We start from the raw sequence: 5491 nt of genomic DNA, 5'->3' as shown, positions 1-5491 counted from the left end.
TTTGGGCCCGTTTCCTGGCCCCCCGGGGGCTTGGTACCGAGGAGCCATCAATGCTGGCCCGGCTCCAATCGATTTGGTCATGTTCACGCAAGCGAGTCAGCATGGCCTGATGCAGCTGCTCCCAGACACCAGCGGCGTTCCAGTCGCGTAGGCGGCGCCAGCAAGTCATGCCGCTGCCGTACCCAAGGGATTGGGGAAGGTCTTCCCACGGAATGCCTGTTTGCAACACAAACAGGATGCCGTTGAGGGCGGCTTCATCGCTGACTGCGAGCTTGCGCGCACCGCCTTTGGCGGAAGGTRCGAAGGCAGGGATGAGGGGTTGTAGCTGTCGCCACAGTTCTTTGCTTACAGGTCGTCGTGCCATGAGGGCAGCGAGCATAACTGCTCTGCGGGGGCCTGTGACGAAGTGGTGTTAGCCACTCTTACCCTCCCTAACATAATTTAGGATTGCCTGCGCCCTGCCCCTTGACCGAACCGGCGGCCACCGTCCTCTACAGCGCCGCTGCCGCCGCACGGCGACCATCCTGCCCAGGCTGGCGACAGATGGATTGGCCGCCTTCTTAGGGATCGGAACCGCGCGATGCATGGCTGCATTTCACCTGTCACCTGCAAGCAAAGACAGGCGTGCGATGGTGCAAAGCACAAAAGCGCATGCGCAGCAGAAACTTCAATCGAAGCAATGACACACCGCGAATCCCAAGCACCCGCCAACATGTGGCGCATGTCCGTTGCGCCCAGGATGGACTGAATTGACCTTTGAAGAGAATCATTATCTGACAGTAACTTAGAGGAATACCCCCGACCATCTGTAGCAACTATGCAGCATCGCTCGCTCAGTTGCGCTTCTAATTGTGCTTAGATCCGGCTGTCTGAATGTGCCGACCGATGAGGGGCAGACCTAGCAAGCTCAGAAGCCTTTCAGCAGAAAGACGCATCGACAAGTCGAGGCAAAAGGACCGTATAGCTCGTTAGCTGCTTGCTCCGGGCTTGGCCCACGCAGATATCCCAGTAGTGACGATTCGCTGATGCCTCCAGCGCAGCATTCCTCTACTGCAGTACCTAGCCACTTGTCCGGAATATCGTCGACCTGTGTGCGGCTCCGACACGTTCCCGTTGTCTTCTCTCATCAAAACCACACCCCGGCAATATTATCGAAATCTTTTTAGGAAATTTTCAATAAAAACTCTCAGACACTTTTCAGCATCTGAGAGCACAGTGAATACTAAAACAAGGCTTTTATTGCATTACAAGCGATGCCCCCCCTACGACATTCACAGTATTTACCAAAGTAAGACCAAAAGCATTTGCTGAAATTACAAAAACCCCTCTTGTACCAGACGTAACAGGAATACTCAACCCAGTAACAATGCAGCTCGAAATAGTACCTATAGTAAGAATCCCCGTATAACTAGGAGCCATTGTGCATACCGCTCCTGGCACTGGCGAAAATACATTACCCACGGATGTATAAAGTTGCGCCTGCAATGAGATAGTAGTTCCAACCAAACTCAATGCACTGGTGTTCTGGATTTGCGCAGTCAATCCAGTTATCACACCATCAGCTGGAAATGATTGAGGTACTCCATCTGCTGCTTGCTGTGCTGTAAGGTCTAGGTTTCCACCAATAAGACTTTGCATTGCAGCAGCAGGAACGTAGCCATTCATCGGCAAGACCGCAACGTTGCCGGGCAAGCCGCCCGCAATCGTTGTCAACGCCATGCCTTTCGCGCTGCTGCTCATGATGGCTTTACCACCCGATGCGCCTGCAGGGCCTGCGGGACCTGTGGGACCAGGCAAGCCAATATCACCCTGCGCCCCCGTCGGACCTTGAAGGCCCGTGGCACCAATGGGGCCTTGAGCGCCTGTCTGGCCCGCTGGGCCTTGAATGCCAATCGGACCTGTGGGGCCCGCCGGTCCTGCCTGGCCGGGGGCTCCGGTCGCGCCCGCCGGTCCTGTGGCACCGGTCGCTCCGGTTGCTCCCGTTGGACCCGGGTTCCCCACAATCGCGCCTGCTGCGCACTTGCCCAGCCGCCCCGTCGCGTCGTCATAGCAGGCCACGCTGCCAGCCTCCGTTGTATTGGACAGGTTGGGCAGATATACATCGCCTGTTTCCATCACCCGGAGCCGCTCTGCATTGCCTGCATTGTTCTTGATGACGAATCCACCATTGGCCGGTGGTGTGATGGTGATGTCGGCGCCGCCAGGAGCCGCCACTGCAGCGCCGCTCAAGACGATGGCCGCGGCGAAAGAGACAGAGCGCAGCGTGAATTTCATGGTTTTCATGGTCTGAATGTGTAGTGGCTAACGTTGTGCAGTGCGGCGCTGACGCCAAAGCGCCAGTCCCATGAGCACAGAGAGAAGGACCAACCCATACTCGCTCAGTGTGGGAATGGCCGCAGCCGATGGGCCGGGACCTGCACCGATCTGCACAGTGGGCGGAACCGTCGCATTGGTGCGTACCACCGTCGCACCGGGACCCAGGTTGATGACCGCAGTGCCGCTGGCAGCCTGCAGCACCACAGGCTGACCAGGCACTCCCTCGACGGTCAGCGTCCCGAGCACGGTGATATTTGCCCCTACAGGCAGCACAAAGGTGCGGCCCGTGCTGCTCCTGATGGTCAAGTTCTGCACGACCAAAGTGCCGCTGAGCTGGCTGGTGTTGCCCGGATCGCAGCCGTCGCGCAGCTCGATCGTGTTGTTGCCGGCATTCAGTGATCCGTTGATCTGCAGGTCACCACCCACCGACAGCGTTCCGCCACTGTTGGTGATGGCGGCGGTACTTGCGAACGTAGCCGAAGAATCGACGGTCAGCGCGCCTCCCAGGTCCAGGGTTCCTTGCATGTCCAGCGCAGAGCAGGACAGGTCCACGGCCCCGCCCGGCGGGACAACCAGAGAGCTGCCCGGTGGATAGGACCACTGGGCCGCTGCGTTGGAGGACAGCATGAGGGCCAAGCCTGCTCCACCCAGACATCGCCAAAGGGAAAACTTCATCAGACAAGTTCCGTTGAACCTGAGCGCAAGGTGCGCACAAGTGAAATGATTGAAAGTGTCAATCATTGTCAACAGAAACAAAAAATTAATGATTGAGTTTTCAACCAAGAAAACATTCGCGTTTGGCGCAAGAATCCGCAGCATTAATTCCAGCGGACGGGCTCTGCCGTTCCCGATTCCGGAGGCGCATCGCTAATCCATCTTCTGATTCACGGTCTCACTTGATCGCGTTTAGCAGGGCCATCGCCGCCGCCCATCATGAGGTACATTGATGGAGATAACGCCAAGCTCGAACAGGTCAATGCCGCCATCGGCGGCGCTTTAGGGGGTCTGCGGTATGCACTACCTCGCGGACGGAACTCCCTCGAGGCTGTCAGTCTTGGCAAGACAGTGCTGGCGCATGCGAGCCAAGGCTTCGCAAGGCTGGTTGATAGCAAAGTGCTTTCACCGACAAAAGCAGCCTCTCCGCCATCCTACTTTATTGCGGCCAGTTGGCTGATTCTCTGCATTGCGTTGTAGATTTCGCCAGCCATATACGAAGAAATCTCTTCACTGCTCACACCAGGAACGAGGGCAGCGCTTCCCTTGTCAGCGGAGGCAATCCAATGCAGTTTAAACAAAAGCTCCTTCAGATCGGCAGTTTCCATTACATCGGACATCCACCCGTGAAACTCCAGAATGACCTCCGTACGTTTATCGCCATCCTTCGCCAGCTTGCAAAGCTGCTGAAACCAAGACGCATCACGCAGGCATTCTAAGAATTCAAGCACTTCCGGTTGATATACACCCTCCTGTCCATCAACCAATAACTCTTTCGTCGGCGCAAATGTATCACGGTAGCGGAGGAGCGCCTGCAATTCACCAGCATTGATGTCAAAATCCAACGCTGCTAACTTCTTACGCGGCCCTTTTAACCAGCGCAGTTTCACCTCATGCAAGTCGCTTGCAATGAGCCGCGGAATCTGACTCACATCCTTCTCATACATCTGAATATCCTGAACGAGCAAAGGACGCGTCCCCAGTAAAGTGGTTCTGGCGGCCTCACCAGCGCGGATGATCCAATAAGCTTGTTCCTTATCTTTGGCACTGAAGCTCTTGGAACTCTGAGCAATGAACTGAATGTACTCAGCCATTTTCCAGGCCATCACCGCCCAATAGCGGTGATCTGTCAGCTTTTCTCGGGAAGGCGATTCGTCATGAATATACTCATTCCATGGACCGCTGGGCACAGTTCCGATGGCGGCAACCACTGCGGGTTTTTCACGGGTTCCCAACCATCCATAGCCATGAGCCTTGCCCCCCTCGAAAACACATAGAGCGTAGTCTTTACTGCTCTCCTCTGATTCAAAACGGACGAAGCTTCCATCTCGCACAAAAGCAGCCAGCGCCTCAAACTGTTCGGATACCTGTTTGGTTATTTTATCAACATCAATCTCATCAATTGTCAGCAGAGTTTTTTGATATTTTCCATGCCAGCCAATAGCTGCCATTGCGGCATCCAACGGCATATCCTCTGCAATCCATCCCTTGTCCTGCAGAAGCTTGGAAATTTCCTTGCCTTGCTTCTTGGCAATCTTGATGTTGATTTCAGTCTGACGAAAAGCGATACCCATTGCCAATTTCCTCTGAATATTTATCGCAAGCCTTGACACAGCTTCAGGCGCACGCATGAAACGCCCTCCCAGGCGCATGCGTTCAAGTTACGAACGCAGCTTCCCGCAGACGGAATATAGCCTCAGAGCACCCTCCGGAAGTTGACGCTTTGTCCAGTCATCACCACCTGCGGATCTATTCTCAAGCTAAGCCAGCCATTCAGAAACGATCATTCCTCGGGCGCCGAGGAGTTCGAATAATGGCTCTCAGTCCTGCCGTATTTCTTGGCAGTCGCAGTGAGCGCACAAGGGCCGTGGGCCGCTCGGACGCCCTGCGTTCCGCGCAGACCTCGCTGCGTACCGCCTCCTTGCGTACCGACTGCTCGGCCTTGTCCTGGATGCGCTCCGACAGCACCCAGCTCCAGTCATCACTCTCAGCGCCTTGCAGATCGCCCCCCTGGCTGATGTCCTGCTCTGCTGCGATCTGCCTCAGGCCCTTGATGCCGACCCTGTAGTACTGCTCGATGCGTTCCCACTGCGGAAACTGCTTGTATTCCTTGCTCATCCCCCGAAGCTGGCAGGCTTGGGACGACCACCGCAGGGCCAGGCTGAAATAGCCCCCTGATTCCCCGGCCCCGTCCTATCGCTTATCTTTGAAGATAGGAACAGGACTGTGCATATGACTAGGCATACGGAGTCAATCGAGGTAGTCGTGAAGGACCAGCGCCGCAGGCGCTGGTCTCTCGCAGAGAAGGCGGCGCTGGTGCGCCGAACCTACGAACCAGGCATGAGCGTGTCATTGGTCGCTCGGCAGGAAGGCGTTTCGGCTGGACTGCTGTTCCAGTGGCGCAAGCTCGAACGGCAAGGTGCTTTGACCGCCGTCTCCGCTGGCGAGGCAGTCGTGCCCG

General features: G+C 56.1%; 6 protein-coding genes and 1 pseudogene. 2 read left to right on the top strand and 5 right to left on the bottom strand.

The window, feature by feature from the left end; all coding sequences use genetic code 11:
- A pseudogene (locus GRX31_RS30075) lies at window positions 1-364 on the bottom strand (transposase); the annotation flags it as partial.
- Window positions 365-1236: 872 nt separating this feature from the next.
- Window positions 1237-1740 (bottom strand): hypothetical protein, encoded by a 504-nt coding sequence (locus tag GRX31_RS30985; RefSeq protein WP_237426832.1) that lies wholly within the window; start codon window positions 1738-1740, stop codon window positions 1237-1239.
- Window positions 1741-2152: 412 nt separating this feature from the next.
- Between GRX31_RS30985 and GRX31_RS30975 the strand changes: the two genes are divergently transcribed.
- Complete coding sequence (locus GRX31_RS30975; RefSeq protein WP_237426831.1) at window positions 2153-2290, top strand: hypothetical protein; 138 nt, start codon at window positions 2153-2155, stop codon at window positions 2288-2290.
- 11 nt (window positions 2291-2301) lie between these two features.
- On the opposite strand, the gene GRX31_RS30065 is transcribed toward GRX31_RS30975, so the two are convergent.
- The 3 genes from GRX31_RS30065 to GRX31_RS30055 form a co-directional block, all read right to left on the bottom strand.
- Entirely contained in the window at window positions 2302-3135 is an 834-nt protein-coding gene (locus GRX31_RS30065; RefSeq protein WP_237426830.1) for an IPTL-CTERM sorting domain-containing protein, read from the bottom strand.
- Window positions 3136-3464: 329 nt separating this feature from the next.
- Entirely contained in the window at window positions 3465-4604 is a 1140-nt protein-coding gene (locus GRX31_RS30060; protein ID WP_237426829.1) for a hypothetical protein, read from the bottom strand.
- Window positions 4605-4803: 199 nt separating this feature from the next.
- Window positions 4804-5148: a hypothetical protein gene (locus tag GRX31_RS30055; protein WP_160856207.1), complete on the bottom strand. Its 345-nt coding sequence runs from the start codon at window positions 5146-5148 to the stop codon at window positions 4804-4806.
- A 114-nt stretch (window positions 5149-5262) separates the two neighbouring features.
- Here GRX31_RS30055 and GRX31_RS30050 point away from each other — a divergent pair.
- The coding region (locus GRX31_RS30050) for a transposase (protein ID WP_160852539.1) at window positions 5263-5491 on the top strand (229 nt) is incomplete at its 3' end.

The sequence above is a fragment of the Delftia sp. CH05 genome (genome assembly GCF_009827015.1).
GTDB classification, from domain to species: domain Bacteria; phylum Pseudomonadota; class Gammaproteobacteria; order Burkholderiales; family Burkholderiaceae_C; genus Comamonas; species Comamonas tsuruhatensis.
This window is presented reverse-complemented; position numbering and strand designations above follow the sequence as displayed.

Coding starts and splice junctions, on each gene's coding strand:
- GRX31_RS30055 (WP_160856207.1), bottom strand. CDS start 5,148: ATGAGCAAGGAATACAAGCAGTTTCCGCAGTGGGAACGCATCGAGCAG.
- GRX31_RS30060 (WP_237426829.1), bottom strand. CDS start 4,604: ATGGGTATCGCTTTTCGTCAGACTGAAATCAACATCAAGATTGCCAAG.
- GRX31_RS30065 (WP_237426830.1), bottom strand. CDS start 3,135: ATGCTGCGGATTCTTGCGCCAAACGCGAATGTTTTCTTGGTTGAAAAC.
- GRX31_RS30975 (WP_237426831.1), top strand. CDS start 2,153: ATGACGAATCCACCATTGGCCGGTGGTGTGATGGTGATGTCGGCGCCG.
- GRX31_RS30985 (WP_237426832.1), bottom strand. CDS start 1,740: ATGAGCAGCAGCGCGAAAGGCATGGCGTTGACAACGATTGCGGGCGGC.